This is a genomic window from Agrobacterium bohemicum, assembly GCF_001562555.1.
Classification (GTDB): domain Bacteria; phylum Pseudomonadota; class Alphaproteobacteria; order Rhizobiales; family Rhizobiaceae; genus Agrobacterium; species Agrobacterium bohemicum.
Genome location: NZ_KQ961025.1, coordinates 150841 through 176620 on the forward strand (window position 1 = coordinate 150841; position 25780 = coordinate 176620).

Here is a 25780-nt window from a genome sequence, read left to right on the forward strand (position 1 = left end):
CTTTCCTTTGCCGTCATCACTAACTAGGTTTAGGGAAATGCAGGCAAAATGAGGTTGTCATGGTATCGGGAAAACCGCCACGCCACTCCAAGTCCAGCGCCGAACCGGTCACAATCGATCTGGACGCCAAGGACGTGAAAGAACTCGGCACGGACAAGGATGCAGCCCCCACTGATGCCGCAAGTACGGCCAAACCTGATGAGAGCACATCTGTCGCATCATCATCGCCAGTCCATGCTCCGAAGGAAAATCCCCGCCCAATATGGGAAGAGCAGGTAAAAACCCCGATAGAGCCGGAGCCTAATATCCATAAGACCGATGACGTGAAGGCTGCCGAGCAGGGCCCTGCAAAGACATCGTCGGTGCCGCCTTTGAAAGCCGAAGCGCCCAAGGCCGCTACAAACTCGGAACCGCTGAAAACCGACGCGGCCAAACCGGCAAGCGACAAAACGTCCTCGGGCAGCACGACAAGCGCCTCGAGAAGCGCCACGGAAAACCGAGCTGGCAATTCCGGCCTTGTTGCTGCCGGTATCGTCGGCGGCCTGATAGCGCTTTTGGCTGCAGGCAGCATGCAATATGCCGGTTACCTGCCACCGTTTACGGGTAACGGCGGTTCGTCGGACGAATTAACCGCCCTTGAGACGCAACTCGCCAGCCTTCGCGAACAGGTTGCCAGTGCACCACAGGCGACAGGGGATACGTCGTCACTCGAAGCGCGCATCGCTACGCTGGAAAGCTCTGCATCATCTGGCGGCGATGACGTTGCCAGCAAGTTGGCAGCACTGGAAGGCACGGTTTCCACGCTTCAATCCGAAAAAGCCACTCAGGACACCGCAACCGCCGATCTCACTCGCCGTTTGAGCGAGGCTGAAACCAAGATCAACGAACCGCGCGACGATGTCGAAGTCGCTCGCGCCATTGCGTCTGCCGGATTGAAGGCAGCCATTGATCGGGGCGGACCGTTCCTATCAGAGCTTGATACGCTGTCTCGTGTTACGCCAGATGATCCGGCAGTCCAGTCCCTTCGCCCCTTTGCAAACACGGGTGTCCCCTCTCGCGCAGAGTTGACCCGCAATTTTCCTGATGTCGCCAATGTTATGCTGGATTCACTCAATCAGGCAGACCCCAATCAAGGCGTATTGGACAGGCTTGCACAGAGTGCGTTGTCTCTCGTCAAGGTTCGCCCTGTCGGCAATATCGAAGGCGAAGGTGCGGACGCAAAGATTGCACGGATCGAAGATAAGCTCCGAAACGGCGACCTGAAGGGTGCGGCACTGGAATGGGATGGCCTGCCTGAGCCAGCCAAGGCGACATCGACCGAATTCAAAAAGTCGCTCGATGCCCGCGTTGAGGTTGAAGACCTCGTGAACGGCACGCTGACACGCGCCATCACCAGCACTGGCAAGCAGGGATAAGACATGACAAAAATCATCAGTTTCGTCGTCATCGTCCTTTTCATTGCCTTTGGCTTTTCTTGGCTGGCCGACCGTCCTGGGGTACTCTCCATCGTCTGGCAGGGTCAGCTGATCGAGATGAGCCTTATGGTAGCGGCCTCGGTTGTTGCAGCTCTTATCGTTGCCATCATGATCGTCTGGTGGCTGTTCAACACGGTTTGGAACTCTCCTCATGCAGCGCGACGCTATTTCCGCGCACGCAAGCGTGATCGCGGCTATCAGGCACTTTCGACCGGCCTGATTGCGGCTGGTGCGGGTAATGCCATTCTTGCGCGAAAGATGACCGCACGTACCCAAGGGCTATTGAGCGCCGATCAGGAGCCGCTGATCCACCTTCTGGAAGCACAGGCAGACCTCATAGAGGGAAAATACGACGCAGCGCGCCGCAAGTTCGAGGCAATGGCGCAGGACCCGGAAACTCGCGAGCTTGGTCTCCGTGGCCTTTACATGGAAGCCCGCCGTCAAGGCGCCAACGAAGCCGCTCTCGAATATGCCGAGAACGCCGCAAGAAACGCACCTTATCTTCCTTGGGCCGCACAGGCCACGTTGGAGAGCAAGTCCCGCAACGGCGAATGGGATGACGCTATTCGCTTACTGGATCAGCAGAAAGCGGCACATGTCATAGAGCGCGGTGAGGCAGAAAGACTGAAGGCAGTTCTTTTAACCGCGAAGGCGGAAGAGAAGTTCGAAAGTGACCCGAAGGCTGCGCGTGAAGACGCCAACCAGGCTCTCAAACTATCCAAAGGTCTCATTCCCGCAGCTCTGATCGCGGCGAGATCTTATCTGCGTGAAGACAATTTGCGTAAAGCCGCATCTGCTTTGGAACCCGTCTGGAAGATATCCCCCCATCCGCAGATAGCACAGCTTTATGTGCGCGCTCGAAGCGGCGATACTGCCGTCGACCGCCTGAAGCGGGCCGAGAGGCTTGAGAGCCTTAAACCGAACAATGTCGAATCGTTGTTTGCCGTTGCGAAGGCTGCGCTCGATGCACAGGATTTCCACCGCGCCCGCGCCAAGGCAGAAGCTGCCGCCCGGATCGAGCCACGCGAAAGCATTTTTCTGCTGATGGCCGATATCGAGGAAGCCGAGACAGGCGATCAGGGGCGTATTCGCCACTGGATGGCGCAGGCACTGCGCGCACCTCGTGATCACGCCTGGGTGGCGGATGGCATCGTTTCGGAAAAATGGCTACCCGCTTCGCCGGTGACCGGTCGCCTGGACGCTTTCGAATGGAAGGTCCCGTTCGGTCAGGTGGAAGGTCCCGTGGAAGACAACGGCATCGACCACGCGCTATCGTCCCTGCCGGATGTAGCCAAACCGCAAATTCGCGAGAAAATCATCGAGATTCCCGTTCCGGTAAAGGTGGCCGATCCTGTTATCGTCACCGAGACCAAAGTGGTTGCGGAGAAGCAGTCCTTTCCAAAAAACGAGGCCGCTGCATCTCCAGAAGAAAAACGCCAGGACGCCGTTCCCTTTTTTGGCGGTTTGCCTGATGATCCAGGCGTGAAGAAGCCCAATGCCGAACCGGATGAAAAGACCCGCCTCAATTTGTTTTGATCGAATTTAAGGACAATCATGTTCGAACGTATCCAGTCTTTTTTCCAGAATCTCACGCATGGCGGTTCTTCTGAGGACTTCGCGCCCGATGATCTGCGCGTTGCCATCGCCGCCTTGTGCTTTCAGGTGATGGAGGCTGACGGTACGGTCTCGAATGTGGAACGCCAACGTCTGCGTGAACTGCTTCAGGAGCATTACGATCTCAGCTCCAGCAAGCTGGATGCTCTGATGGAAGCAGGCCGTGAGGCTGGCCGGGAAGCGGTGGATTATTATCGCTTCACCACGGACATAAGACGCCATCTGAACGAAGAACAGCGGGTCGAACTTGTTGGTGTGCTCTGGGACATCGTCTATGCTGATGGCGAACGCAACGAAATGGAAGATCATGTCATCTGGCGCGTTGCAGACCTTTTGGGCGTGTCGGTACGGGACCGTGTACTGCAACGCCAGCAGGCAGCAACGCATGTGAATGTTTCCGAGGAAAGTGACAACAGGCAAGATGCTGTTTGAGCCATCCCGTTATCTGGACAAACAAGACAGTATATTGATTGTTCTCCACCAGGAGAGATCCACCCCGGGCAGGGTGGGTCAAATGCTGGTCGAAAAAGGTTTCAGGCTTGATATTCGCCGCCCTGCCCTTGGTGATGCACTTCCGGCATCGCTAACCGCACATAAAGGCGCTGTGATATTCGGTGGTCCGATGAGCGCCAACGACCCCGAGCCCTTCATAAAATCCGAGATAGACTGGCTGAAAGTCCCTCTGAGAGAGGAAAAGCCCTTTCTCGGCATTTGCCTCGGCGCGCAAATGCTGTCCAAACACTTGGGTGGAAAAGTTCAGGTACATCGGGAGGGTAAGGTGGAGATCGGCTGGTATCCTCTGCGAACCACCGAAAAAGGCCGTCTTCTGATGAAGCACTGGCCGCAAATGGTTTATCATTTCCACCGCGAGGGCTTCGAACTACCACACGGCGCAGACCTGCTCGCGTCCGGCGAGACTTACCCCAATCAGGCATTTCGTTACGGTCGTAATGCGTGGGGCCTGCAGTTCCACGCTGAACTTACCCGCGCCATGATGCATAGTTGGGTGGTGCGCGGCGCCGAACGTTTTGGTATGCCCAACGCTCAAGTCGGCAGTCAGCATCTGGAGGGCCGGATGATGTTCGACACACCGCTTAGAAGCTGGCTATCCCATTTTCTGGATTTGGTCTTTGAAGGCCAGCCACAGAACTTGCCACAAGCTAGCTACGCAGCACTTCCGTCAGCCTGACGCCGATAATGTTGTCGTCGTTATCAGACACGATTTCGCCCCGACCTATCGTCTGACCGTTGACCCTGACTTCGACCGGATCGCCAAAGCGCTTGTTCAATAGAAAGACCTGATCTTTCGTCAGCGACATCAGCGCAGATACCGGCACCTGCGCGTGGCCTATGACGACTTCCATCGTCAACGGAATTTCTTCAAAGCTTTTGCCGGCTGTGTGCTGCGAACTGACAAGCGCCCGACTGTTATCATGAGCTGGCTTCCCCCAATCCGTGAGTTGCGCTCGCACCGCTTGGCGACCGGAAATCGGAGAGTTGAGTGCTTGTTCCACCCGATAGGGCTGGTTGAAGCTTGCGCCAACCGCTGGCCACGAGAAAGACGCCGCATCGTCACTTGAATCCATCATGGAAAACCCTCGGGAAAATCGAATCGACCCTTCAAGGGCTGTCCCATTGTAGTACCCAGAGGCGGCCAACATAGCGGATGATTTGTAAAACACTGATAGGACCGTTAACGAGGAATTAACATCCACAGGGAGCCGCACTCGCACGTCAGACAGTTTCGATAAAGGCGTCAAAACGGTACACATTTTAAAATTGAGGCAGTTTCGTTTTTGCAAAGCGAAAAGTGCTGTTACACATTCGGACACACCGATTGCAATTTGAGGGTGGATGTAAACAAAAGACGCCTGTTCCGCGCATCTCGAAAAACCAACGTCTGCTGTGTGAAAACACCTTCAAATCAACGGCACTTGCCGGTTGCCGTGCGAATGACTAAATGTCACCCAACAACGATATGGAGACATTGATGCTTGCCCTGTTTCAGACAATCGATCTGGCGTTAAACCTTTATACCTGGGTGCTGATTATCAGCGCCATTTTCTCCTGGCTCTATGCCTTCAATGTCATCAATTCTTCGAACCAGTTCGTAGGCGCGATTGGCAGCTTCCTCTACAATGTCACCGAGCCCGCCCTGCGACCGATACGTCGTATTCTGCCGAACCTCGGTGGCATCGATATTTCGCCGATCATTTTGTTGCTTCTGATTTTCTTCATCCGCTCGCTCATGTGGAATACGATCTATCCGCTGGTCGCCTAAGCCGTCCCTATCGACATAAAAAATCCTCCGGATCGATTGCGACCCGGAGGATTTGTTATTTGAACAGATATTGAAAGCTTAAGATCAGGCCTGCGACTTGTAGCGCTCGATAGCCTCAACGATGAGCTTCTTGGCAACGCCAACGTCCTGCCAGCCACCCATCTTCACCCACTTGCCGGGCTCCAGATCCTTGTAGTGCTCGAAGAAGTGTTCGATCTGCTTCAGCGTGATCTCGGGCAGGTCAGTGTAGTTCTGAACCTTGTCGTAACGCTGCGTCAGCTTGGGGGATGGCACCGCCAGTATCTTCTCGTCCTTACCGCCATCGTCTTCCATGATCATCACGCCGATTGGGCGTACGTTGATCACACAGCCAGGAACCAGCGGGCGTGTATTGCAGATCAACACATCGATCGGATCGCCATCTTCTGACAAGGTGTGCGGTACGAAACCGTAGTTACCTGGATAGGTCATCGGAGTGTAGAGAAAGCGGTCAACGACCAGTGCGCCCGCTTCCTTGTCCATCTCGTACTTGATCGGGTGGCCGCCAACCGGGACCTCAACAATAACATTGATATCATCCGGCGGGTTCTTGCCGATAGAAATAGCATCGATACGCATTCGCTTCCCTCGATTAGGTGGGTTGGACTGGCACGTCGATACTGGGAAAGTCGCCGTTTGGCAACACGGCATCACGCTTTGCGGCAAAACGGCAAGAGCGAATTCTGCGTTTACACTGCTGAGATTTGACGAATTTTCAGAACGTAGGGCTAGCTCACGCTAGCTAGATCAAGCACATCCGCGACCGCAAAATTGCAGCCGCCGGTCCTTTACACGATCGAATGTTTAAAGGTCGATGATGGTCCCGCGACCGTCATTCCATACTCGCATATTCTGCTGCTCGCGATTGCGCGGCTGGACAGGAATGGGAGCGGGTTTGAGACGGGCGGAAAAAAGACGCGCCACGCTGAGTACGGCAAGGGTGCCGACGAGCGCGATCGTCAAGGAAGCTGTGAAAAGTGCTGCGAGAGCCAGAATTGCAATGCTGGAAGCCGCGATGAAGAATGTACGTATGCCCTGCATGATCCAAACCTTTCTGTCCAGACGAATGTGGGCCTTCTTTCCGCTGCTTTCAAGAGGCTTTCCACGATCTGTAAGCTTGCGAATGTCACAAAAGGTTGACACAAGTGCGGCATGGTCGATTTTTATTTTAACAATACTGCGCGCCCACGCCGTTCACTCCTTTCTGTACCCGCTATTAATCAACGCGCACTTGCGAAACTCGCGACGCTGGATTGTGATGGCTTTATTTTCGATCTGGAAGACTCAGTCGCACCGGAGATGAAGGATGAGGCGAGAAACAATCTCGCAACATATTTCGAAAACTTCCCGTTAGAAGGTCGCGAGGCGATCATCCGCATCAATTCTGTCGCAACCACGGCCGGACAGAAGGACATCAAGGCGGCCCTGGCTTGCAAGCCAGACGCGATCCTTCTGCCAAAGGTCGAGCAACCCACAGATATCCACGACGTGGCCGATCTGCTGGCGGAATCGGATGCTCCGGATAGCCTGAAGATATGGGCAATGATCGAAACACCCAAAGGTGTGCTGAATGCCGCGGCTATCGCCGAGGCGTGTCATACGACAGGCGCGCGGCTCGGAGGTTTCGTTATCGGCCTCAACGATTTACGCAAGGAGACCCGCGTGCCTGCCCAGTCGGGCCGTACATATCTCGTACCATGGCTGATGCAGGTCATCCTTGCTGCTCGCACCTACGGGTTGGAGATTATTGACAGCGTATCGAATGATTTTCGCGATCTCGACGCCTTTGCGGCAGAATGCGAACAGGGACGCGCCATGGGTTTCGATGGCAAGATGCTGATCCATCCGGCCCAGGTCGAAGCCGCCAATCGGGCTTTTGCCCCGAATGAGAAGGCATTGTCAGAAGCACGCGAGATTATTGCTGCTTTCGAAAACCCACGATCTGCCGGATTAAACGTTATCAATTCCAACGGGCGTATGATTGAACGGCTGCACGTGGGGCCAGCTGAGAGGCTGGTTGCCATGGCTGAAATCATTGCCAAACGAAAGGTAGCAAAACCATGAAAGTCTATCGCTTTATCACCGGCCCGGATGACGCAAAGTTCTGTCACCGCGTTACCGAAGCACTCAACAAGGGCTGGGAATTGGCGGGATCACCGACCTACGCCTTTAATGCGGCAACAGGCGTGATGCACTGCGGACAGCCCGTAATCAAGACGGTCGAAGGTAAAGAATATCACCCGGATATGAAGTTGGGCGAGCAATAAGGCCCTTGGCAACGGCGGATCAACGATCCGTCGCTGCCTCGTCGGCGCTTTCTTCGATGCGCTCCATATCATCATCCGACAGGCCGAAATGGTGACCGATTTCGTGGATGAGAACGTGGGTGATGATGTCGCCCAGCGTCTCCTCATTTTCGGCCCAATAATCCAGTATGGGTCGGCGGTACAGAATGATACGATTGACCATCTCACCGGTTTCCATGGTGAAGCGCTCTGAAATGCCGCGTCCTTCGAACAGACCAAGCAGATCGAACGGCGTTTCAAGCGCCATGTCTTCGAACACTTCATCGGTCGGGAAATCCGCGATTTCGATGATCAGGTCCTTGGTCAGCGCGCGAAACTCTTCCGGCAAATGGCCATATGCCTCGATGGCAAGCGATTCGAACGCTGAAAGTGTCGGCGCGTGGCGATCCCGCCAATCGTCGGTTTTGTCTATGCGGGCCATTTCTGCTCCTTGTTGAGACGCCCATATAAACCCTTGCCGATGAAATTTCGAGGCCTGTTTGCCACAAGTGGTGAAATCCCACGAGATTCTTGGGCCACCGGGTTATTTTCCACCCCCTCGCGACCTTGACAGAAACGGCTTGCTCGCGTATCCGGCACGTGAAATTGAGGGCGTATTGCGTCTTCCGTTCACATCGCTTTGTCAAAAGCGGTTTCACCGGCGCGGTTTCAAGAAGCATTCAGCCTCCAGAATCCAAGCTATTCGACTGATAAAAAGACGGCCAGACCGCATTTGCGGGCAGAGCCGGAACGAACATGAAAGGGTAAAAAATGTTCGCAGTCATCAAGACCGGCGGTAAGCAGTACCGTGTAGCGGCCAACGACGTGCTCACAATTGAAAAGTTGGAAGCAGACGCTGGCGCAACTGTAGAATTCACCGAAGTTCTCGTGATCGGCGTTGGCGCTGACGCACAGTTCGGCGCACCTTTCGTTGCAGGCGCAACGGTTAAGGCTGAAGTTGTTGAACACAACCGCGGCAAGAAGGTCATCGCCTTCAAGAAGCGTCGTCGTCAGAACTCCAAGCGTACGCGCGGTCATCGTCAGCATCACACCGTCGTCCGTATCACGGACATCGTTGCTGCCTAATCGGCGCGACACGGGAAACCAGGTTTTAAAGGAGAAATCCAATGGCACATAAAAAAGCTGGCGGTTCATCGCGCAACGGTCGCGATTCGAATTCCAAGCGCCTTGGCGTGAAGAAGTTCGGCGGCGAAGCCGTCATTCCAGGTAACATTATTCTGCGCCAGCGCGGAACGCAGTGGCATCCCGGCGCCAATGTTGGCCTGGGAAAAGACCACACGATTTTCGCGCTGACAGCCGGCAACGTGTCCTTCCGCTCGAAGGGCAATGGCCGCGTATACGTGTCTGTAGCACCGAAAGCGGAAGCCGCAGAATAAGCCGGTCGCGTCATATGCAGCCGGTGTCCCAATGACCCGGCTGACGACGTAACAGGTTCAGTCTTTAAAAAAGGGGAGTTGGGGCATCACCCAACTCCCCTTTTTTCTTAACCTCATGGAGGGACTGAACCATGCAAGCTGAATTGTTAAGGGAAGACCAATCACGGTCACCCGAAGAACGGCCGAGACCTGACCGGTCAAGGAGCGATTGCCCCGTCTTATTATCGCAAAGGCTCGTTTTGCGCGCGCCTCACGAAGAAGACATTGACGCCCTTGCCCATCTTGCCAACAACGCCAATATCGCGACCATGGTGTCGCGTATGCCGCACCCTTACACGGCCAAAGATGCCGCGGATTTCGTGCGACGTGCAAAAGTGGGCGAGATTGGCAAGTGCGTCTATGCGATTACCCGCATGGAGAACGGCGAGTTTATGGGCTGCTGCGGGCTGGAACCGCAGGAAGACCGCAAGACCCTGGAGATGGGGTACTGGCTGGGCGAGCGCTATTGGAATAACGGCTATACGACGGAGGCTGCCCACGCCCTGATCGACATGGCGTTTCGCACCCGCGACATCGAGCAGATCGATGCGCGCTGCCGGGTCACCAACATCGCCTCACGCCGGGTCATACAAAAGTGCGGTTTCCAGCTTCAGGGTTCCGGCATGGTCGGTTCGTTGGCACTCGGCGGCATGGTACCCGTCGAATGGTACAGGCTGGATCGCAAGACTTGGGTCTCGCTGAGAAGCTGGGGAGATACACGATGAGAACGGCTCACGCGATAACTCAACAGCGGGCAAAGACGGGCGATGTTTGCCCGACGCTGCAAACCAGCCGTCTGGTGCTGCGCCCGCAGCGCCTTTCGGATGCTGGAAGCATCGCAAAATCTCTCAGCGACTTTCAGGTCACGCGCATGCTCGCGCGTGTTCCGGCTCCCTATTATAAGCAGGATGCATTGGAGTGGCTCATCCTGCGAACATCCGGAACGTTACCGGATTGGGATTTTGCCATCACCTGCGGCGATGACACGTTGATCGGGGTTGTCTCGATCGAAAAGCTTCATGACGAGTGGCGTCTCGGATATTGGCTAGACCGCGTCCACTGGGGCAAGGGCTACATGACCGAGGCGGTGGCTGGCGTGGTCGAGCACTTCTTTAAGCAGATGCCCGCAGATGTGCTTTATTCCGGCGTGTTTGCAGATAACCCTGCATCGCTGCGGGTACAGGACAAGCTCGGTTTTCAGATCATCGGATGCCATGAAATCTACGCTGTTGCGCGGGCAAGCATGGTGACGCATCTGGATACCGCATTGACGGCAAAGGCTTTTCAAAAGCCGCGACCGTAAACAGCATGAAACAAGGCCGGTTGCATCAAACCGGCCTTGTCCCAATCGGCACCTGCACCACGATAATCTTTGACCTTGAGAGCCTGCACCTATATTTGGAGCAACAGATCCTTTTTTAAAAAGCAAGTCCGCAAACCTTTGCTGGAATTGCCACTAAGCTGACAGAACGGCCAAGACGATGAAATTTCTCGATGAAGCAAAAGTTTACATTCGCTCCGGTGATGGCGGCGCAGGTGCCGTGTCTTTCCGGCGCGAAAAATTTATCGAGTTTGGCGGCCCCGATGGCGGTGACGGAGGGCGCGGCGGCGATGTGTGGGTAGAGGTCGTCAATGGCCTCAACACGCTGATCGATTTCCGCTTCCAGCAGCACTTCAAGGCCACAATTGGCCAGCACGGTATGGGTCAGGGCCGCACTGGCGCGAAAGGTGCCAGCGTGGTGTTGCGCGTCCCCGTTGGCACGCAGATTTTTGAAGAAGACAATGAAACACTGATTATCGATCTGACCAAGGAAGGCCAGCGATTCCGTCTGGCTGCCGGCGGTAATGGCGGCTTCGGTAATGCCTATTTCAAGTCCTCCACCAACCAGGCCCCGACGCACGCCAACCCCGGCCTTGTCGGTGAGGAAAAGATGATCTGGCTTCGCCTGAAGCTGATTGCCGACGCAGGTCTGGTCGGTCTTCCAAATGCGGGCAAATCTACGTTCCTCGCGACCGTTACGCGCGCGCGCCCAAAAATCGCCAACTATCCCTTCACCACGCTGCATCCAAATCTGGGTGTTGCCACGATTGACGGGCGCGAATTCGTTCTGGCCGATATTCCGGGCCTGATCGAAGGGGCGCATGAAGGCGTTGGTATTGGCGACCGTTTCCTTGGTCACGTTGAGCGCACCCGTGTTCTGCTGCACCTCGTTTCGGCGCAGGAAGAAAATGTCGGCAAAGCTTATAAAACCGTCAAACGGGAACTTGCTGCCTATGGCGGCGGGTTGACGGACAAACCTGAAATCGTAGCACTTTCGCAGATCGACGTGCTGGACGAAAAGGAATTGAAGAAGAAGGCAAAGGAACTGGAAAAAGCTTGTGGTCGCCCGCCGCTTCTTCTCTCTGCTGCTGCCCATATCGGAATGCTCGAAACCCTTCGTCAGCTTCGTGATATCATCGTGGCTGACAGCCATGGCGGCGATACCGCTATGCCTGATCGCTCCATGCCGGTAGACGACGAGATCGAGGATGGAGACGACCGCCTATGACAACGGCGCGAAAGCCCCTCGGTCGCCACCACCGCATCGTTATCAAGATCGGCTCTGCCCTTCTGGTTGATCGTGCAAGCGGCCTCAAAAAGGAATGGCTGGATGCGATCTGTGACGATATCGCGGCGCTGAAAGCCAATGGTGCGGACGTGCAGGTCGTCTCATCAGGGGCCATCGCGCTTGGTCGCACCGTTCTGGGCCTGCCCTCCGGCGCGCTGAAACTTGAGGAAAGCCAGGCAGCAGCGGCGGTCGGCCAGATTGCGCTGGCGCGGGCGTGGTCTGAAAGCCTCTCCAAGCACAATATAATTGCCGGGCAAATCCTGCTGACATTGTCGGATACGGAAGAACGCCGCCGTTATCTCAATGCGCGCGCCACCATCAACCAGCTCTTGAACATCGGCGCCATCCCGATCATCAACGAGAACGATACGGTTGCGACGACTGAAATCCGCTACGGCGACAATGACCGTCTCGCGGCGCGCGTGGCGACGATGACCGGCGCTGACCTTCTCGTCCTGCTGTCGGACATCGACGGTCTCTACACCGCACCGCCGCATCTTGATCCCGATGCTCGTTTTCTGGACACGATTGCCGAAATCACGCCCGAGATCGAGGCCATGGCGGGCGGGGCAGCATCTGAACTGTCACGCGGCGGTATGCGCACCAAGATCGATGCGGGCAAGATCGCAACTGCTGCCGGTTGCGGCATGATCATCGCGTCGGGAAAAACGCTTCATCCGCTGAGAGCAATCGAGAACGGCACGCGCTCTTCCTGGTTCGTACCGTCAGGCACGCCCATTACGGCGCGCAAGACGTGGATCGCTGGCCAGCTACAGCCCGCTGGGGAATTGCATGTGGATGCTGGCGCGGAAAGAGCGCTTTATGCCGGCAAAAGTCTGCTGCCTGCCGGTGTAAAGCTCGTGAAGGGCAATTTCGGTCGCGGCGATGCCGTTGCTATTATCGGTTCGGAAGGTCGGGAAATTGCCCGAGGTCTGGCCGGTTATGATGCCGATGAGGCTAGACAGATCAACGGCCACAAGTCCAATGAGATCGAAGCGATCCTCGGTTACGTCGGTCGCGCCGCGATGATCCATCGCGACGATCTGGTAATGACGGGCGCGTCCGTCAAAGTAAAAAATGCAGAAAAGGATGATGTCGATGCCTGAACAGGCCGTAAAGCAGAGCCATGATATTGAAGCGCTGATGATGACCATCGGCGCTCAGGCAAAAACTGCTTCGCGACCGTTGTCCATCGCCAATGCTGATCAGAAAAACCGCGCTCTGCTGGCCATGGCCTCAGCCATCGAGGCATCGACAAGCAAAATCCTCGACTCCAATGCCAGGGATGTCGCGGCGGCTGAAACTGCAGGTGTTGCCGCATCCTTCATCGACCGTTTGAAGCTGGACAATGCCCGGATCTCAGGTATCGCCGAGGGCATCCGCTCCATCGCGGCACTTGCAGATCCAGTCGGAGAGGTCATCGCCGCCTGGGATCGTCCCAATGGCCTGAAAATCGAACGCGTCCGCACGCCGCTCGGTGTCATCGGCGTCATCTATGAAAGCCGCCCGAATGTAACAGCGGATGCCGGGGCACTGTGCCTGAAAGCAGGAAATGCCGTAATTCTGCGCGGCGGTTCAGACTCGCAATATTCATCGCGTGCTATCCATGCCTGCCTCGTAGAAGGGCTGAAGATGGCCGGACTTCCAGAGCATGCCATTCAACTCGTGCCGTTAACAGATCGCGCTGCGGTAGGCAGTCTGCTGGGCGGGCTAGGTGGCACGGTGGACGTCATCGTGCCACGCGGCGGCAAAAGCCTCGTCGCGCGCGTTCAGTCAGAAGCCCGCGTTCCTGTCTTTGCGCATCTGGAAGGCATCTGCCACATCTATGTCGATAAATCTGCTGACATCGACATGGCACGGGCGATCGTTCTGAATTCCAAGATGCGCCGCACCGGCATTTGCGGCTCGGCTGAAACACTGCTCGTTGATGCCGCCGCTGTCTCCACGCACCTGCATCCCTTGGTCAAAATACTCATTGACGGCGGTTGCGAAGTGCGCGGGTCGCAAGCTGTTCTTGATGCCGTTGACGGCGTAAGAGCAGCCACGGAAGAGGACTGGCGCACGGAATATCTCGATGCCATCATTTCGGTCTCTGTGGTGGACGGCATCGATGGTGCCATAGGACATATTGGCAAATATTCCTCCAATCACACGGAGGCAGTCATCGCTGAAGACACAGAGGTAGTCGAACGTTTCTTCAACGAGATTGATTCGGCCATTCTGCTGCACAATGCCTCTACCCAATTTGCCGATGGTGGAGAATTCGGCATGGGGGCTGAAATTGGCATCGCCACTGGAAAGATGCATGCGCGTGGGCCTGTCGGCGTCGAGCAACTGACCTCGTTCAAATACCGTGTGCATGGCACCGGCCAGACCCGGGCCTGATATTTGACCGCGGATCATGGATTAGACAAGCGCTACTTGACCATGCCGCACACCGAGCGCGGCATGGTAATTGGCTTGTTCGGCGGCTCGTTCAATCCGCCCCATGCCGGCCATGCGTTGGTTGCCGAAATTGCGCTGCGACGTCTGGGGCTTGATCAGCTCTGGTGGATGGTAACGCCCGGTAATCCTCTAAAAAACAAAGCCGATCTGGCGCCTTTGAAATCGCGGATAGACGCGTGTGAGACATTGATCTCCGACCCGCGGATCAAGGTCACCGCGTTCGAACAAACGTTCGGCTTGACCTATACCGCCAACACGCTTCGGCTGATCAAGGCGAAGAACCCCCATGTCCGGTTCATCTGGATCATGGGTGCCGATAATCTGCGCAGCTTTCATCGCTGGCAGAAATGGCGCAAGATTGCCGAAACCTTCCCCATCGCCGTCATTGACAGGCCGGGCGCTACGCTTGCCTATCTCTCATCCACCATGGCGCAGGCCTACAGCCATGCCCGAGTGGATGAGGACGACGCCGGTATTCTTTGGACAAAGACCGCACCGGCCTGGATCTTCATTCACGGGCCTCGCTCGACTCTCAGTTCCACGGCGCTTCGCAACGAGCATAGATGAAGTATGCTGGGTGCATCCTTCGCCCACATCTTGAAAAGTTAACGCTTTGATGCCAACTTTATCCTGTGGCGTACAGAATCGCGTCGCGCAGTATCTGGTTTGTCATTTCGGAAAGGAAAACCACTGACAACAGTACACACCAAGGGAAGAGCTTTCAGCGCTATCCCAAAGAGCATGGAGAGTGGCGTTGATGCTGCCCGTCGTGCCCTCGGAACCGTCCTCGCAAGTGTCGAGGACTCCAAAGCAGAAGACATCGTTTACCTGAATATTGCCGGAAAATCGGCGCTTGCAGACTATATGGTTGTGGTCTCCGGGCGCTCCAACAGACATGTCTCGGCAATCTGCGAACATCTCATGTCCGACATGAAGGATGAGGGCTTCGGCCATTCGCGCATTGAAGGCCTCGAAAACGGCGATTGGGTCGTAATCGATGCTGGTGATGTCATCATTCACGTGTTCCGTCCCGAAGTCCGAGCGTTCTACAACATCGAAAAGATGTGGGCCGCTCCCGATATCGAGGAAGAAACGCTGCACTGATGCGGCTTCTCAGGTGATGCTTGCATTACCCTGCATAGGAATCCGCAGCCTGTCCTGATAAGAGCGCAACTGGCAACATTTGCGATATGGATGGATGTGTGAATGCGGATTTCAATTTTTGCGGTGGGACGGCTCAAATCCGGCCCTGAAAAGGAACTGGCATCCCGCTATCTCGACCGTTTTGCCAAAACCGGCCCGGCAATCGGGCTGGAATTCGCCCGCATTATCGAGGTCGCAGAAAGCCGTGCATCGAATGCTGAAACGCGAAAGCGTGAAGAAGCCGCCATGCTGGAAAAGCATTTGGCCGATGGTGCCGCTCTCATTCTTCTGGACGAACGGGGCAAGGCGCTCGATAGTCCAGCTTTTGCCGAGCTTTTCGGAAATCTTCGTGATGGCGGCAAGCGTGATCTGGTCATCGCTATCGGTGGAGCAGACGGACTTGATCCCTCGCTTCATGAAAAAGCAACTGTCATCTTGTGCCTTGGAAAACTGACATGGCCGCACCAGCTGGTGCGCATCCTGATTGCCGAACAGCTGTATCGCGCCGTTACCATTCTGTCGGGTCATCCATACCACCGCGTCTGACGCGCCTAAGTTTTCGGGCAACACCACCAGACGTAAAATTTGCCATCATCTGGACAAGCGAAGGGTGCCTATTGGCGCGAAGAGGCGAAGCAGCGTATGGTCGCCAATCTTTTCGACGGTTTTAACGTTCAATGGCAAATAGAGATGGCAGACACAGATGGGTGGTCCTAACGGGCTTGCTCCTTGCTGCCTGTATCATCACCCGTCCGAGTGACCGCGCCATGGCGCTGGAGGACGCGCCACCAACTCTGGCACACGAGACCCTTCCGCCCGACGAACTGGGTGCACTGGAAAAGCGCCGGGACCAGAACCGCGAAGATCTTCAGGCACTTGTCGATAGTATTGGCCTTTCCGAAGACAAGGCTCGCCAGCTTGCGGACAGCATTGCTGCTCTCAACCAGGATACGGCCCGGATTAAGGATGAACTGATTGCCTCGGCCGGGCGCCGCAAGGACCTCGAAGGCAAGATCAGCGATGGCGAAGACCGGCTTGCCAAGCTCAGTGTTCGTGAAGATGCGGTCAAAACATCCCTGAGGGAAAGACGCGGCGTGTTGGCCGAAGTGCTCGCTGCCCTTCAACGCATGGGCCGCAACCCACCTCCCGCTCTTCTCGTTTCACCCGAAGATGCATTGGCATCGGTGCGAAGCGCCATTCTCCTGGGCGCAGTTGTTCCGGGCATTCGCGGCGAAACCGACAAGCTGATCTCCGCTCTCAAAGAGTTGACCGATCTGCGTCAGGCGATTGCGCTTGAGAAAGAGCAACTGACAGGCACCATGACGGCAAGCCTCGAAGAGGAAAAGCGGCTGGATCTGCTGCGTCTGGAAAACGAGAAACGCAACAGCCAGACGGCCAGCGAACTGGACGCAGAACGCAAGCGTTCTGAAGAGCTTGCGGGCAAGGCCACTAGTCTTGAAGGACTGGTTTCATCTCTCGAAAGCGAGATTTCCTCAGTACGGGAGGCCAAGGAAAAAGAGCGCCTGGAGCAGGAGCGGATAGCCTCTCTACCACCCGCGGAACGGGACAAATTGCAGGCTCAGACCGAGGCCGGAATGCCCGATAAAAACCGCATTGCGCCCGCATATCCATTTTCAAGTCTGAAGGGTAAATTGGCGCTGCCGGTTTCCGGAGATGTGCTGAGGCGGTTCGGCGATGCTGACGGAACCGGGCATTTTTCCAAGGGAATGGTCATGGCGACTGGCCCCGAGGCGCTGGTAACAGCGCCCGCCGATGGTTTCGTGGTTTTTGCCGGTGAATTTCGCAGTTACGGCCGGATGATTATTCTCAACGCAGGCGACGGTTATCATCTGGTGCTGACAGGCATGGATAATGTGAGGACAAGGCAGGGCATGTTTGTGTTCTCCGGCGAGCCTATTGCCTCCATGGGTACGAAAAGAGTAGCCAGTGCCGCTGCATTGGCGCTGGAAACTGACAGACCGACACTTTACATTGAATTCAGGAAAGACGGTGTACCGGTTGATTCTCAACCGTGGTGGACCGCGAAAAATACTGGAAGGGCGCGCAATGATTCGTAAGGCTTCGCTTCTCATCATCGGTGGACTTATGGGTGCCACAGCGATGAGCGTTATCTATTCGGCAAGCATGCCGGCACAGGCTGCCGGTCCTTCGACCTACAAGGAGCTGTCGATTTTTGGTGACGTGTTTGAGCGTGTGCGTGCCCAGTATGTAACGCCGCCCGATGACAAGAAGCTTGTTGAGAACGCCATCAACGGCATGCTGAGCTCGCTCGATCCCCATTCGAGCTTCCTGAATGCTCAGGATGCAACCGACATGCGCACCCAGACCAAGGGTGAATTCGGTGGCCTCGGCATCGAAGTTACGATGGAAAACGAGCTGGTCAAAGTCATCTCGCCAATGGACGACACGCCCGCTGCCAAAGCAGGCATTCTTGCTGGCGACTATATCTCCGAAATCGACGGTGCCCCTGTGCGCGGCCTGAAGCTTGAAGAGGCCGTTGAAAAGATGCGCGGTGCGGTCAAGACGCCGATCAAGCTGACCATCATCCGCCAAGGCGCGGATAAGCCGCTCGACATTACCGTCATGCGCGAAATCATAGCCGTCCGCGCCGTCAAATCGCGTGTCGAAGGTGGCGACATCGGTTATCTGCGCGTTATTTCCTTCACGGAAAAAACCTATGACGATCTCGAAAAAGCGATCAAAAAGATTAAGGAAGACGTTCCAGCCGACAAGCTGAAGGGCTACGTCCTTGATCTGCGTCTCAACCCCGGCGGATTGCTCGATCAGGCGATCAACGTTTCAGACGCATTTCTGGAGCGCGGCGAGGTGGTTTCCACCCGCGGCCGCAACCCCGAGGAAACCCGTCGTTTCAACGCCACCGCTGGCGATTTGACGGACGGAAAGCCGGTTATCGTTCTCGTCAATGGCGGCTCCGCATCTGCGTCGGAAATCGTGGCTGGCGCGCTTCAGGATCTTCGCCGCGCAACGGTTGTCGGCACGCGTTCCTTCGGCAAGGGATCCGTCCAGACGATCATTCCGCTCGGCGACACCGGCGCGCTTCGTCTAACGACGGCGCTCTATTACACGCCGTCTGGCAAGTCGATCCAGGGCACAGGCATCACGCCTGACATCAAGGTCGATCAGCCTCTGCCGGAAGAGCTTCAGGGACGTGTCCGCGCAGAAGGTGAATCCAGCCTGCGCGGCCATATTCAGGGCCAGAGCGAGACGGATGAAGGTTCAGGTTCCGCGGCTTACGTTCCGCCGGAAGCCAAGGACGATATCCAGCTCAACTACGCGATGGATCTGCTCCACGGCACCAAAACGGACCCATCCTTCCCGCCAAACCCTGATAAGGCTGTGGTCAACAACAAGCAGTAAGCTTGAAGCACATGGGGCTTGCCCCATGTCTGTTTTCCCAGCGATCAGTCAGTCACGGATAGATCATTGTCTTCAGACCTGCGCAAACCGCTCATGGGTCGACAGAGAAAGAAAAGCGCCGGATCAGTTCGGCGCTTTTCTGCGCTTGGCGCGATGATTGTCGCAGCCTTGGGCCTTGGTGGCTTATCCGTTTATACTGCCATGTCCCCGGGCAATCTTGAGGGCAGCTCCACTGCCCCGGATGTCGCGCTGAAAGATGCAGAACCGACCGTCAATGAAACGGGTCAGACCTCTGCGAAGGTCGATAGTGGCCTTTCACCTCAGAGCGGCCGCTCGGGTGCAAACGTCCAGAAAAACACCATGCCGGACGGTAATGTCGTATCGGTCTTCTCACCGCGCACCCGCGACAGCGACGACCCGGTTCTGATGACCGGACAGACTTACGGGCAGGATTTGCGCATTGCGGCGCAGCCCAATGAGGATTTGCTGGAAGATACCGCATTTGGTCGGCTTCCAAAGGTCGGCACCGATGGGCTTCGCCCCATGGAGCAATATGCCCGGCCATGGTCCGGCGCCCGAGGCACACGCATTGCCATTGTCGTCGGCGGCCTAGGGCTCAGCCAGACAGGAACGCAAAAGGCCATCCGCGATCTACCTCCGGAAATAACGCTTGGTTTTGCCGCCAGTGGCAACAGCCTGCAGCGCTGGATGCAGGAAAGCCGCCGCGAGGGCCACGAAATTCTGCTTCAGGTCCCGTTCGAACCCTTTGGCTACCCCGGCACTAATCCTGGGGCAGATACGTTGCTTATTGCCGATCCGCCCAAGATCAATCTCGAACGCCTGCACCGGTCCATGGCAAAGATCACCAACTACACCGGCGTCATGAATTATCTCGGTGGTCGCCTTATGGCGGATGAAAAGACGCTGGAGCCGGTTATGCATGACATCGGAAAGCGTGGTCTGCTGTTCCTCGATGATGGCTCCTCTGCTCAATCCAAGACAGCCTCCATCGCCAAGGCGCTGTCGGCGCCGACAGGCTTTGCTGACATGCAGCTGGACGATCAGGTGAATGAAGCATCGATATTGCGCAAGCTCGATGATCTCGAGCGAATAGCTCGCCGCAATGGCTCGGCTATCGGCGTTGCCTCCGCTTTCGATGAGAGCATTGCCGCCATTTCCAAATGGTCGGTTGAGGCAGCAGGGCGTGGCATCGAGATCGTCGGCGTTTCCGCGCTTGTGTCCGATAAGGCTGAACAGTAAATCTCTCCCACCCTTTCCAAGGCCCCCTTTCATTCAGGAGCAGGTTCACGATGACGATCAAAGCCGACGACCTTCCATACCGCCCCTGTGCGGGCATCATGGTTCTCAATGCCGAGGGGCTGGTCTGGGCCGGTCGGCGAATTGCTCAAGGCAACTCCGAATTCGACGGCTCGCCTCAGCTTTGGCAGATGCCACAAGGGGGCATAGACGATGGTGAGAAGCCGTTGCTGGCCGCCATTCGCGAACTCTACGAGGAAACGGGTATGAAGACCGTCTCGCTTCTTGCTGAAGCGAAAGACTGGATTCATTACGACCTTCCGACACAGTTGATCGGCGTCGGCCTCAGAGGCAAATATCGCGGTCAGGCGCAACGCTGGTTCGCGTTTCGCTTTGAAGGCGATGAAAGCGAAATCCAGATCAATCCACCACCGACGGGTCACGAGGCCGAATTTGATGAATGGGCGTGGAAGCCGATGGAAAGCCTGCCGGAGTTGATCGTGCCCTTCAAGCGCGGCGTCTACGAGCAGGTCGTTGCGGAATTCCGGCATTTGGCCGGCAAATGATCTCAACAAAAAAGGCGGCAAGAGTGCCGCCTTTTTCAATTCTACAACGAGTAGCTCACTCAGACTCAGCGGCATCCGCAGAGTCAGCATTGAGCTGACCGTATTTGGCTTCGCCAATCTTGTTGAGAAGATCGAGCTGTGTTTCAAGAAAGTCGATGTGACCTTCTTCGTCGATCATCAGCGTTTCAAACAGCTTCATCGAAACATAGTCGCCGGCGTCATGACAGATATCGCGGGACTTCTTGTAAGCCGCACGTGCGTCATATTCGCCTGCAAGATCCGCTTCCAGCACTTCCTTGACGTTCTGACCAATGCGCAGGGGCGCAACGGTCTGGAGGTTAGGATGACCTTCGAGGAAGATGATACGGTCGATAATCTTGTCGGCGTGCTGCATCTCTTCGATGGATTCGGCACGCTCTTTTTTGGCGAGCTTTGTGTAGCCCCAGTCGTTCAGCAGTCGGTAATGCAGCCAGTACTGGTTGACCGCACCGAGTTCGAGGAACAATGCCTCGTTAAGCTGCTCGATGACTCTTGTGTCGCCTTTCAATGTCCGCTCTCCTGTTGTCTTCATGCAATTGTCTCAGGCGGGACATAAAATCAAAAACATCGGCCTCCGTCGAGTGCCGACGGGCATGATATTCTTCTGTTGTCTTGATAATCAGCTCGACAACGGTCGGGAAACAACCACAACAACGACCGCGTTTGGCCATTGCGTGGTAAACCTTGGACGGCACGATAAGCTGCCAACAGTCGTCATCAAGCATCTCGTTGATGACATCGCGGATGTCGTTATCGGTGATGTAATTACAGCTGCAGACGAGCATGGTTCATTGCCTGTGTGGCGCAACACGTTGTTTTCATTCTTAAACCAAAACAGGATAGTGAGTGTCAAGAAAAAGATGAGCAGCATGTACTGAACAAGTATTAGACTCGTTCTAAACTTAACAAAAACTGTCGTGATATCATTTGGTTAGCATCTGCTTGCAGACGTTTTTATCCATTCAAGTTTTTGTCAACGTAGCGAAATCCATATACGAGATCACGGAAAGTTTACTGATTTATAGCGTTACGCAAAATACTGTCCGCCATTTGCGGTCAAGGTTGAACCGGTGATGAAGCCAGCATTATCGGCAGCGAGAAACAGCGCACAGCGCGCAATCTCGTCCGGTTCGCCCAGCCTTCCGACAGGGATTTGCGGCAATATGCGCTCATTCAGCACGTTTTCAGGCACGGCTCGCACCATCTCCGTCCCTATATAGCCGGGGCAAATTGCGTTGACGGTGATGTTTCGGGAAGCACCTTCCTGCGCTAGCGCCTTGGTAAACCCAATGTCGCCTGCCTTGGCAGCCGAGTAGTTGACCTGGCCCGCCTGGCCCTTCTGGCCGTTGATCGAGGAGATGTTGACGATACGCCCAAAGCCACGCTCACGCATGCCGGGCCATATCGGATGCGTCATGTTGAAGACACCGGTGAGATTGGTATCGATCACCTCACGCCACTGCTGCGGCGACATTTTATGAAACATCGCATCACGGGTAATCCCGGCATTGTTGACCAGAATTTCAATCGGACCGAGATCACTTTCGACCTGCGCGATACCCTTCACGCAGGCATCATAATCCCGGATGTCCCAGCAATAGGCCGGGATGCCGGTTTCGCGGCGAAACTGCTCTGCGCGATCTTCCGTGAAAGCGTAATTGACCGCGACCCTATAGCCTCCGGCGTGAAATACCTTGGCAATGGCCGCACCAATACCGCTCGTACCGCCCGTTATCAACGCAACCCGGCTCATCTCAAGGCCTCCTGTGTTCAACTTCGTCAGCCTTTAGATGTCTCAAAGTGGCATTTCAATGATCAGCCCTCGCGTTTAGAGGCCTTCGATACACATGGCTACCCCCATGCCGCCGCCGATGCACAATGTCACCAATCCCTTTTTGGCGCTGCGGCGCTTCATTTCAAACAGCAGCGTGTTGAGAACACGCGCACCCGATGCACCGATGGGATGGCCAATGGCAATGGCGCCACCGTTGACGTTGACGATTTCAGGATTGAGCTCCAGTTCTCGCACGACTGCATAGGATTGGGCCGCAAAGGCCTCGTTCGCCTCAACGAGATCGAGGTCGGAAACGGACCAGCCCGCTTTGGCCAGCGCCTTGCGCGAAGCGGGAATGGGGCCTGTTCCCATGATCTGCGGATCGACACCTGCCGTCGCCCAGGATGCGATACGTCCCAGAGGCTGAAGTCCCCGTTTTGCAGCCTCGGCTTCGGTCATCAACAGCACGGCCGCCGCGCCGTCGTTGAGACCAGATGCGTTGCCCGCAGTGACCGTGCCGTCCTTGTCGAAGGCGGGGCGCAGCTTCGACATGGTATCGAGCGAGGCACCGGCGCGGATATATTCATCGGCATCGACGGTGACATCGCCCTTGCGTCCGTTGATGATAAAGGGAACGATTTCATCGACAAAGCGACCTGCGCTTTGCGCTGCCTCGGCGCGGTTTTGGGAGGTTACGGCAAACTGGTCCTGTTCATCACGCGACAGCTGCCATTTTTCAGCGATATTTTCGGCGGTGATGCCCATGTGATATCCGTAAAAGGCATCGGTCAAACCGTCCTTCAGCATGGTGTCCACCATCTTGAAATCACCCATCTTAACGCCACCGCGCAAATGAGCGCAGTGCGGCGCCATCGACATGGATTCCTGGCCGCCAGCAACAATGATCGAAGCATCGCCGGTCACGATTTGCTGCATACCGAGCGCCACCGCACGCAAGCCTGAACCGCAAAGCTGATTGATGCCAAACGCAGTCGCTTCCTGCGGAACGCCCGCCTTCATCGCGGCCTGACGGGCTGGATTTTGGCCTTCGCCTGCGGTGAGAACCTGACCGAGAATAACCTCATCGATGTCATCGGCAGCAACGCCTGCGCGCTCCAAAACGGCCTTGATCACTGCCGCTCCCAGTTCGTGGGCGGGGGTATTGGCAAAGCCGCCGTTGAAAGAGCCCACCGCCGTGCGCGCCGCGCTAACAATGACGATTGAAGACGAAGTCATTTATTAATCTCCCATTTCACGGGCGCGAGAGTGTCAAAGCTTAAAGCGCGAGTCAAACAATCTCCCACCTTACAGTTTGCAGGCGTTCTGACAGCAGAATGCTGCGCAAAAAAAGACTGTTGCAATGCACAAAACATTTGTCATGTCGCTTCAGTTGAGCATAAACTTAAAGACGGGAAGAGCAAAAACACCTGATAAAAAGAAAATACCATCATCGCGAGGAGGCGAGCATGGCAAAGCACAGTGGCGAAACTATCATCAAGAAATATGCCAACCGGCGGCTGTATAACACCGGCACCAGCACATATGTGACGCTGGAAGACCTTGCGAAGATGGTCAAGCGCGGCGAAGAGTTCAAGGTTCAGGATGCCAAGACATCCGAAGACATCACACATGCGGTCCTGACGCAGATCATCATGGAACAGGAAGGCAAGACCGGCAATACATTGATGCCGACGGCATTCTTGAGACAGCTGATTTCCTATTACGGCGACCACATGCAAATGGTCGTGCCGACCTTTCTCGAGCACTCCATGAAGACCTTCTCCGAGCAGCATAGCCAGATGCAGGAGCATATGGGCAAAGCCTTCGGCGACACGTCGGAAACGAAGAATTTTTCCTCACCATTCGGTTTCATGGAAGAGCAGGTCAAGCGGAATACGGAGCTTTTTCGCCAAGCTATGCAGGTGTTCACACCCTTTCCGGTGTCGCCTGCGCCGAAAGAGACAAAAAAGCCAGACGCTTCCGAACTTGACGACCTGAGGGCGCAATTGCGTACGCTTCAGACCAAGCTCGATCAGCTCTGAGGCGGGCGCACACCTTCGGGAACGCGCAGCAACAGCAGAAAGCCCGCGCCGAGAAAGATCGTCAGCATGGCCATGCCCACATGCGCTGAGCCAGTGGCGTAAGTTGCTATTGAAAAAGATAGCGTGGCCATGAAGCTGGTGGCGCGGCCAGACAAGGCGTAAATGCCGAAATATCTGCCTGCTTCCGCAACGGTGATGTTGCGGGACAGGTAGGAGCGTGATGAAGCCTGCACCGGACCGAAGGCAAGTCCGATCAAGATTCCGTACAGCAGATAGGCCTTTTCCGCCGATGTGGAAAACAGTCCGGTACCCTCAGAGGCTTGCAGTTGAACAAGGCCAAACAAGGTTGAATCGGTTTGTGTGGAAACAATGCCGATGGTCGCTAGCAGCAGCAGGGTCAGGCTGATCAGCACCGTCGACCGCGACCCCAGACGTTGATCCACATAGCCCGCGGCAATGCAGCCGCCGATGGCGACAATATTCAAGATGATGCCGTAGATGCCGATTTCCATCGTACCCCAACCAAACATGCCGGCTGCGAAAGTCCCGCCAAGGATCAGAACACCATTCACACCATCCTGATACAGCATGCGGGCAATCAGAAATCGGGTGATGGCGGGGCGATGCCTGAGTTCTCTCAGTGTTGTCTTCAGTTCCGACAGGCCGGAATGAACTGCCTTGCCGAACGGCAGTCCTTTTTTGACGTCAGGTGTGAAGAAGAACATCGGCAAGATGAAAACGAAATACCACAGTGCCGAAATCGGACCGGTTATGCGCGCATCTTCGCCTGCTGCGGTATCGAGCCCGAACAGAGGCGGTATTCCGAGGATCGTTACACCCTTGTCGGGAGCAGCGGCCAGAAACAACACAACGAAGATCAGAACCACCATACCGCCCAGATAGCCGAGACCCCAGGCGGTATTGGAGATGCGCCCGACATTTTCCGGTGTGGTCAGTCGCGGCATCATCGAATCATTGAAGACGATGGAGAATTCTGCCGCAATCGAAGCCAGGATCATGAAAGTCACGGGCCAGAGAATGGCGGAACCGGGTGCTGCAAACCACAACATGGCGAGGCTTGCGATCTTCAGTGTCGCGAAAAACGCGATCCATGGTTTTCTGGAACCGGATTGATCGGCGATGGAACCGAGGATCGGAGAGAAAATGGCAATGATGATCGATGAGATCGTCGCCATGTTGCTCCATGTGGTCTGTGCGGCAATCGGGTCTGCCGTCAGGCGTGCAACGAAATAAGGACCAAAAATGAAAGTGGTAACGACAGTAAAAAAGGGCTGGGCTGCCCAGTCGAACAGCATCCAGCCCCAGATACCGCGTCTGGTGACGGTTTCTCCGGTCGCGGGGGTAGATGAGGTCAT

Annotated in this window: 30 protein-coding genes and 1 pseudogene; 23 read left to right on the forward strand and 8 right to left on the reverse strand. The window is 55.7% G+C overall.

Annotated elements, in window-relative coordinates; translation table 11 throughout:
- The first annotated feature begins 59 nt into the window (after positions 1 to 59).
- The 4 genes from ATO67_RS06375 to ATO67_RS06390 are packed head-to-tail and all read left to right on the forward strand — an operon-like array spanning position 60 to position 4278.
- Positions 60 to 1415, forward strand: a complete 1356-nt coding sequence (locus ATO67_RS06375; RefSeq protein ID WP_067645811.1) for a COG4223 family protein — start codon at positions 60 to 62, stop codon at positions 1413 to 1415.
- A 3-nt stretch (positions 1416 to 1418) separates the two neighbouring features.
- Complete coding sequence (locus ATO67_RS06380) at positions 1419 to 3011, forward strand: heme biosynthesis protein HemY (protein WP_067645813.1); 1593 nt, start codon at positions 1419 to 1421, stop codon at positions 3009 to 3011.
- Positions 3012 to 3029: 18 nt separating this feature from the next.
- Entirely contained in the window at positions 3030 to 3521 is a 492-nt protein-coding gene (locus ATO67_RS06385; protein WP_067645815.1) for a tellurite resistance TerB family protein, read from the forward strand.
- Positions 3511 to 4278 (forward strand): glutamine amidotransferase, encoded by a 768-nt coding sequence (locus tag ATO67_RS06390; RefSeq protein ID WP_067645817.1) that lies wholly within the window; start codon positions 3511 to 3513, stop codon positions 4276 to 4278. The genes ATO67_RS06385 and ATO67_RS06390 overlap by 11 nt, the downstream gene beginning before the upstream one ends.
- Here ATO67_RS06390 and ATO67_RS06395 read toward each other — a convergent pair.
- Positions 4250 to 4678 carry a FliM/FliN family flagellar motor switch protein gene (locus ATO67_RS06395; protein WP_067645819.1) on the reverse strand — a complete coding sequence of 143 codons (429 nt, stop codon included), beginning with the start codon at positions 4676 to 4678 and terminating at the stop codon, positions 4250 to 4252. The two genes, ATO67_RS06390 and ATO67_RS06395, sit on opposite strands and share 29 nt — an antisense overlap.
- Before the next feature lie 401 nt (positions 4679 to 5079).
- Between ATO67_RS06395 and ATO67_RS06400 the strand changes: the two genes are divergently transcribed.
- Entirely contained in the window at positions 5080 to 5370 is a 291-nt protein-coding gene (locus ATO67_RS06400; RefSeq protein ID WP_082760187.1) for a YggT family protein, read from the forward strand.
- Positions 5371 to 5454: 84 nt separating this feature from the next.
- Here the strand turns inward: ATO67_RS06400 and ppa are convergent, their stop codons facing one another.
- Complete coding sequence (gene ppa, locus ATO67_RS06405; RefSeq protein WP_067645823.1) at positions 5455 to 5988, reverse strand: inorganic diphosphatase; 534 nt, start codon at positions 5986 to 5988, stop codon at positions 5455 to 5457.
- Positions 5989 to 6213: 225 nt separating this feature from the next.
- Positions 6214 to 6450, reverse strand: coding sequence for a hypothetical protein (locus ATO67_RS06410; RefSeq protein WP_067646216.1), 237 nt, complete (start codon positions 6448 to 6450; stop codon positions 6214 to 6216).
- 111 nt (positions 6451 to 6561) lie between these two features.
- Between ATO67_RS06410 and ATO67_RS06415 the strand changes: the two genes are divergently transcribed.
- A complete protein-coding gene (locus ATO67_RS06415) occupies positions 6562 to 7473 on the forward strand; it encodes an HpcH/HpaI aldolase/citrate lyase family protein (protein ID WP_067645825.1) in 912 nt (303 codons plus the stop codon).
- Positions 7470 to 7676 carry a DUF1737 domain-containing protein gene (locus ATO67_RS06420; RefSeq protein ID WP_062452936.1) on the forward strand — a complete coding sequence of 69 codons (207 nt, stop codon included), beginning with the start codon at positions 7470 to 7472 and terminating at the stop codon, positions 7674 to 7676. Before ATO67_RS06415 ends, ATO67_RS06420 begins: the two co-directional genes overlap by 4 nt.
- A 19-nt stretch (positions 7677 to 7695) precedes the next feature.
- On the opposite strand, the gene ATO67_RS06425 is transcribed toward ATO67_RS06420, so the two are convergent.
- The gene (locus ATO67_RS06425; protein WP_045230875.1) at positions 7696 to 8136 is read right to left on the reverse strand and encodes a metallopeptidase family protein; all 441 of its coding nucleotides are present in this window, start codon (positions 8134 to 8136) and stop codon (positions 7696 to 7698) included.
- A 329-nt stretch (positions 8137 to 8465) separates the two neighbouring features.
- Between ATO67_RS06425 and rplU the strand changes: the two genes are divergently transcribed.
- The 14 genes and pseudogenes from rplU (at position 8466) to ATO67_RS06495 (ending at position 20549) form a co-directional block, all read left to right on the forward strand.
- Complete coding sequence (gene rplU, locus ATO67_RS06430; protein ID WP_045230876.1) at positions 8466 to 8780, forward strand: 50S ribosomal protein L21; 315 nt, start codon at positions 8466 to 8468, stop codon at positions 8778 to 8780.
- A gap of 41 nt (positions 8781 to 8821) precedes the next feature.
- On the forward strand, positions 8822 to 9091 hold the full coding sequence (gene rpmA, locus ATO67_RS06435) for a 50S ribosomal protein L27 (RefSeq protein WP_045230877.1): 270 nt from the start codon (positions 8822 to 8824) through the stop codon (positions 9089 to 9091).
- A gap of 131 nt (positions 9092 to 9222) precedes the next feature.
- Positions 9223 to 9855, forward strand: coding sequence for a GNAT family N-acetyltransferase (locus tag ATO67_RS06440; RefSeq protein WP_067645827.1), 633 nt, complete (start codon positions 9223 to 9225; stop codon positions 9853 to 9855).
- Positions 9852 to 10433, forward strand: coding sequence for a GNAT family N-acetyltransferase (locus ATO67_RS06445; RefSeq protein ID WP_067645828.1), 582 nt, complete (start codon positions 9852 to 9854; stop codon positions 10431 to 10433). The genes ATO67_RS06440 and ATO67_RS06445 overlap by 4 nt, the downstream gene beginning before the upstream one ends.
- Positions 10434 to 10611: 178 nt before the next feature.
- The gene (gene obgE / locus ATO67_RS06450; protein WP_067645830.1) at positions 10612 to 11679 is read left to right on the forward strand and encodes a GTPase ObgE; all 1068 of its coding nucleotides are present in this window, start codon (positions 10612 to 10614) and stop codon (positions 11677 to 11679) included.
- Entirely contained in the window at positions 11676 to 12845 is a 1170-nt protein-coding gene (proB, locus tag ATO67_RS06455; RefSeq protein ID WP_067645832.1) for a glutamate 5-kinase, read from the forward strand. The genes obgE and proB overlap by 4 nt, the downstream gene beginning before the upstream one ends.
- Positions 12838 to 14124: a glutamate-5-semialdehyde dehydrogenase gene (locus ATO67_RS06460; RefSeq protein ID WP_067646219.1), complete on the forward strand. Its 1287-nt coding sequence runs from the start codon at positions 12838 to 12840 to the stop codon at positions 14122 to 14124. Before proB ends, ATO67_RS06460 begins: the two co-directional genes overlap by 8 nt.
- A 42-nt stretch (positions 14125 to 14166) precedes the next feature.
- On the forward strand, positions 14167 to 14751 hold the full coding sequence (locus ATO67_RS06465; RefSeq protein ID WP_082760182.1) for a nicotinate-nucleotide adenylyltransferase: 585 nt from the start codon (positions 14167 to 14169) through the stop codon (positions 14749 to 14751).
- Positions 14752 to 14800: 49 nt separating this feature from the next.
- Positions 14801 to 15288: pseudogene (gene rsfS, locus ATO67_RS06470) on the forward strand (ribosome silencing factor).
- A 102-nt stretch (positions 15289 to 15390) separates the two neighbouring features.
- Complete coding sequence (gene rlmH / locus ATO67_RS06475; protein ID WP_067645837.1) at positions 15391 to 15873, forward strand: 23S rRNA (pseudouridine(1915)-N(3))-methyltransferase RlmH; 483 nt, start codon at positions 15391 to 15393, stop codon at positions 15871 to 15873.
- 131 nt (positions 15874 to 16004) lie between these two features.
- Positions 16005 to 17405: a murein hydrolase activator EnvC family protein gene (locus ATO67_RS06480; RefSeq protein WP_067645839.1), complete on the forward strand. Its 1401-nt coding sequence runs from the start codon at positions 16005 to 16007 to the stop codon at positions 17403 to 17405.
- Positions 17395 to 18726 carry a S41 family peptidase gene (locus ATO67_RS06485; protein WP_067645841.1) on the forward strand — a complete coding sequence of 444 codons (1332 nt, stop codon included), beginning with the start codon at positions 17395 to 17397 and terminating at the stop codon, positions 18724 to 18726. Before ATO67_RS06480 ends, ATO67_RS06485 begins: the two co-directional genes overlap by 11 nt.
- Positions 18727 to 18792: 66 nt before the next feature.
- A complete protein-coding gene (locus tag ATO67_RS06490; protein WP_067645843.1) occupies positions 18793 to 19986 on the forward strand; it encodes a divergent polysaccharide deacetylase family protein in 1194 nt (397 codons plus the stop codon).
- Positions 19987 to 20036: 50 nt separating this feature from the next.
- Positions 20037 to 20549, forward strand: coding sequence for an RNA pyrophosphohydrolase (locus ATO67_RS06495; protein ID WP_067645845.1), 513 nt, complete (start codon positions 20037 to 20039; stop codon positions 20547 to 20549).
- A 55-nt stretch (positions 20550 to 20604) separates the two neighbouring features.
- On the opposite strand, the gene bfr is transcribed toward ATO67_RS06495, so the two are convergent.
- Positions 20605 to 21096 (reverse strand): bacterioferritin, encoded by a 492-nt coding sequence (gene bfr, locus ATO67_RS06500; RefSeq protein WP_067646222.1) that lies wholly within the window; start codon positions 21094 to 21096, stop codon positions 20605 to 20607.
- A 22-nt stretch (positions 21097 to 21118) separates the two neighbouring features.
- On the opposite strand from bfr, the gene ATO67_RS23250 reads away from it, so the two are divergent.
- Positions 21119 to 21466: a hypothetical protein gene (locus ATO67_RS23250; RefSeq protein ID WP_173645924.1), complete on the forward strand. Its 348-nt coding sequence runs from the start codon at positions 21119 to 21121 to the stop codon at positions 21464 to 21466.
- A gap of 149 nt (positions 21467 to 21615) precedes the next feature.
- Here the strand turns inward: ATO67_RS23250 and phbB are convergent, their stop codons facing one another.
- Positions 21616 to 22341 (reverse strand): acetoacetyl-CoA reductase, encoded by a 726-nt coding sequence (phbB, locus tag ATO67_RS06510; protein ID WP_067645847.1) that lies wholly within the window; start codon positions 22339 to 22341, stop codon positions 21616 to 21618.
- 75 nt (positions 22342 to 22416) lie between these two features.
- Positions 22417 to 23598 carry an acetyl-CoA C-acetyltransferase gene (locus tag ATO67_RS06515; RefSeq protein ID WP_067645848.1) on the reverse strand — a complete coding sequence of 394 codons (1182 nt, stop codon included), beginning with the start codon at positions 23596 to 23598 and terminating at the stop codon, positions 22417 to 22419.
- A 230-nt stretch (positions 23599 to 23828) separates the two neighbouring features.
- Between ATO67_RS06515 and phaR the strand changes: the two genes are divergently transcribed.
- Positions 23829 to 24404 (forward strand): polyhydroxyalkanoate synthesis repressor PhaR, encoded by a 576-nt coding sequence (gene phaR / locus ATO67_RS06520; RefSeq protein WP_067645850.1) that lies wholly within the window; start codon positions 23829 to 23831, stop codon positions 24402 to 24404.
- Here the strand turns inward: phaR and ATO67_RS06525 are convergent.
- Positions 24395 to 25780, reverse strand: coding sequence for an MFS transporter (locus ATO67_RS06525; protein WP_067645851.1), 1386 nt, complete (start codon positions 25778 to 25780; stop codon positions 24395 to 24397). The two genes, phaR and ATO67_RS06525, sit on opposite strands and share 10 nt — an antisense overlap.

Bases quoted from the DNA above. Each gene is read 5' to 3' on its own strand.
- ATO67_RS06525 (WP_067645851.1), bottom strand. From the start codon at position 25,780: ATGACCTCATCTACCCCCGCGACCGGAGAAACCGTCACCAGACGCGGT.
- ATO67_RS06375 (WP_067645811.1), top strand. From the start codon at position 60: ATGGTATCGGGAAAACCGCCACGCCACTCCAAGTCCAGCGCCGAACCG.
- ATO67_RS06410 (WP_067646216.1), bottom strand. From the start codon at position 6,450: ATGCAGGGCATACGTACATTCTTCATCGCGGCTTCCAGCATTGCAATT.
- ATO67_RS06415 (WP_067645825.1), top strand. From the start codon at position 6,562: ATGGTCGATTTTTATTTTAACAATACTGCGCGCCCACGCCGTTCACTC.
- ATO67_RS06460 (WP_067646219.1), top strand. From the start codon at position 12,838: ATGCCTGAACAGGCCGTAAAGCAGAGCCATGATATTGAAGCGCTGATG.
- phbB (WP_067645847.1), bottom strand. From the start codon at position 22,341: ATGAGCCGGGTTGCGTTGATAACGGGCGGTACGAGCGGTATTGGTGCG.
- ATO67_RS06440 (WP_067645827.1), top strand. From the start codon at position 9,223: ATGCAAGCTGAATTGTTAAGGGAAGACCAATCACGGTCACCCGAAGAA.
- ATO67_RS06445 (WP_067645828.1), top strand. From the start codon at position 9,852: ATGAGAACGGCTCACGCGATAACTCAACAGCGGGCAAAGACGGGCGAT.
- ATO67_RS06465 (WP_082760182.1), top strand. From the start codon at position 14,167: ATGCCGCACACCGAGCGCGGCATGGTAATTGGCTTGTTCGGCGGCTCG.
- ATO67_RS06485 (WP_067645841.1), top strand. From the start codon at position 17,395: ATGATTCGTAAGGCTTCGCTTCTCATCATCGGTGGACTTATGGGTGCC.
- ATO67_RS06480 (WP_067645839.1), top strand. From the start codon at position 16,005: ATGGCAAATAGAGATGGCAGACACAGATGGGTGGTCCTAACGGGCTTG.
- phaR (WP_067645850.1), top strand. From the start codon at position 23,829: ATGGCAAAGCACAGTGGCGAAACTATCATCAAGAAATATGCCAACCGG.
- ATO67_RS23250 (WP_173645924.1), top strand. From the start codon at position 21,119: ATGCAATTGTCTCAGGCGGGACATAAAATCAAAAACATCGGCCTCCGT.
- ATO67_RS06400 (WP_082760187.1), top strand. From the start codon at position 5,080: ATGCTTGCCCTGTTTCAGACAATCGATCTGGCGTTAAACCTTTATACC.
- rplU (WP_045230876.1), top strand. From the start codon at position 8,466: ATGTTCGCAGTCATCAAGACCGGCGGTAAGCAGTACCGTGTAGCGGCC.
- ATO67_RS06385 (WP_067645815.1), top strand. From the start codon at position 3,030: ATGTTCGAACGTATCCAGTCTTTTTTCCAGAATCTCACGCATGGCGGT.
- ATO67_RS06425 (WP_045230875.1), bottom strand. From the start codon at position 8,136: ATGGCCCGCATAGACAAAACCGACGATTGGCGGGATCGCCACGCGCCG.
- ppa (WP_067645823.1), bottom strand. From the start codon at position 5,988: ATGCGTATCGATGCTATTTCTATCGGCAAGAACCCGCCGGATGATATC.
- ATO67_RS06380 (WP_067645813.1), top strand. From the start codon at position 1,419: ATGACAAAAATCATCAGTTTCGTCGTCATCGTCCTTTTCATTGCCTTT.
- ATO67_RS06515 (WP_067645848.1), bottom strand. From the start codon at position 23,598: ATGACTTCGTCTTCAATCGTCATTGTTAGCGCGGCGCGCACGGCGGTG.
- proB (WP_067645832.1), top strand. From the start codon at position 11,676: ATGACAACGGCGCGAAAGCCCCTCGGTCGCCACCACCGCATCGTTATC.
- obgE (WP_067645830.1), top strand. From the start codon at position 10,612: ATGAAATTTCTCGATGAAGCAAAAGTTTACATTCGCTCCGGTGATGGC.
- ATO67_RS06420 (WP_062452936.1), top strand. From the start codon at position 7,470: ATGAAAGTCTATCGCTTTATCACCGGCCCGGATGACGCAAAGTTCTGT.
- ATO67_RS06495 (WP_067645845.1), top strand. From the start codon at position 20,037: ATGACGATCAAAGCCGACGACCTTCCATACCGCCCCTGTGCGGGCATC.
- ATO67_RS06390 (WP_067645817.1), top strand. From the start codon at position 3,511: ATGCTGTTTGAGCCATCCCGTTATCTGGACAAACAAGACAGTATATTG.
- rpmA (WP_045230877.1), top strand. From the start codon at position 8,822: ATGGCACATAAAAAAGCTGGCGGTTCATCGCGCAACGGTCGCGATTCG.
- ATO67_RS06395 (WP_067645819.1), bottom strand. From the start codon at position 4,678: ATGATGGATTCAAGTGACGATGCGGCGTCTTTCTCGTGGCCAGCGGTT.
- rlmH (WP_067645837.1), top strand. From the start codon at position 15,391: ATGCGGATTTCAATTTTTGCGGTGGGACGGCTCAAATCCGGCCCTGAA.